This window comes from Autumnicola edwardsiae (assembly GCF_031846505.1).
Classification (GTDB): domain Bacteria; phylum Bacteroidota; class Bacteroidia; order Flavobacteriales; family Flavobacteriaceae; genus Autumnicola; species Autumnicola edwardsiae.
Genome location: NZ_JAVRHP010000242.1, coordinates 1 through 1,238 on the forward strand (window position 1 = coordinate 1; position 1,238 = coordinate 1,238).

3 protein-coding genes are annotated in these 1,238 nt (G+C 36.9%); all 3 read right to left on the reverse strand.

Going from position 1 to position 1,238, the window contains the following annotated elements:
• A partial coding sequence (locus RM529_RS18085; protein ID WP_349254650.1) for a SpoIIAA family protein occupies window positions 1-216 on the reverse strand: 216 nt, incomplete at its 3' end.
• A 162-nt stretch (window positions 217-378) separates the two neighbouring features.
• A complete protein-coding gene (locus RM529_RS17385) occupies window positions 379-921 on the reverse strand; it encodes a hypothetical protein (RefSeq protein WP_013073460.1) in 543 nt (180 codons plus the stop codon).
• Window positions 921-1,172 carry an SHOCT domain-containing protein gene (locus RM529_RS17390; protein ID WP_013073461.1) on the reverse strand — a complete coding sequence of 84 codons (252 nt, stop codon included), beginning with the start codon at window positions 1,170-1,172 and terminating at the stop codon, window positions 921-923. The genes RM529_RS17385 and RM529_RS17390 overlap by 1 nt, the downstream gene beginning before the upstream one ends.
• Window positions 1,173-1,238 lie beyond the last annotated feature (66 nt).

The following is a 1,238-nucleotide window of genomic DNA, read 5'->3' on the forward strand; positions in this document are numbered from 1 at the left end:
AAAGAATTTAATATGTGCCCTTGTAAAGGGAATCAAAACTTCCGTAAACTGTTCCTTCCATTTTGTATTTCCCACCAATGCAACCTTTTTAACGCGTTCTTCGTTCGGAAGTTTCAGTTCAATGCTCTTCCAATACGCACTTGCGGTCCACCCCTCAAAATTTTCCATTATTAGTAATAAGCGAAAAATGATAAGACGGAAATATTTATATATCACATCTATGTCCCTAATTGCGGTACAAATTTTGTACGGCAGGAGGATATTTTATTTACACTTATTACATCTCCCCAGCGCTATTTTAATAAGGCACTACTGGAAGAGGATGGGATTCTATTTATACTTTTTCATCTTTCTATGTTATTTTGAATTAAATGGCATTCACTCTTTCTTTAAAATAAGCTGGGCAAATTTTATTTCTATGGATCCTTCAAGTCCAGGAACCACTTGATTTAAGCTTGGGCTTATAGTTTTCTCTATAAATCCACCGGCACTTAAAAGACAGGAAAATGTAGGACCTTGGGGGATGTGGGTCAATGTCGCTTTAAAGTAGTTTTGCACTTCTTTATTAGGAAGCCTGATCGTTACCAACCAATTAAAATCAATTGGTTCATGTGGGCGCAAAAGGAAATCCTCAACCGGGACCTTCCCGGAAAATCTTATCCATATAGGTGCTTGAGTACTTTTAAGATAGGTGGCTAGCTGTGGATTATTTGTGTCTATAGTTCTCAAATCTATGGAACCCGTAATTTCTTTACTTGTGTAATCAAAAAACATGGAAAGTTGATGGCTTTCCGCCTTAAATGCATTGCCATCTATATTAGCTTTTATAAGGATATGCCCCTCCCGTGTACTGTATATAGTTTGGGTATGCAGGATAGGAGCCAGCATTAAAAAAAATATAGTTAGTTGTCCTTTTCCCATTATTTTTCCTGCCTAATTTTTTTCTGGTCCTTTGGTTCATTTTTATTTTGAAGTATATTTACCCGGTGTTTATATTCTTCCTCGCTTATTTCGCCCCGTGCAAAACGCTCCCTTAGAATTTCCATTGCTCCGTCTTTTTTCCGTTTTTGTCCCGGGGTGGGGTAAGGAATTAAAAATATCCAAAAGATAAGAATTATCCAAAGTCCCCACCATATCCAGTGCATTCCCCCAAAATTCCAGTTGTCCATCATAATCTTTCTGTTTAAATTTACTTAACTTTTTTAATGATTTCCTTTCTCCATCCATTCCTTGGCCAA

Excerpts from the sequence above, each read along its gene's own strand:
- RM529_RS17385 (WP_013073460.1), bottom strand. The coding sequence starts at position 921 with ATGGGAAAAGGACAACTAACTATATTTTTTTTAATGCTGGCTCCTATC.
- RM529_RS17390 (WP_013073461.1), bottom strand. The coding sequence starts at position 1,172 with ATGATGGACAACTGGAATTTTGGGGGAATGCACTGGATATGGTGGGGA.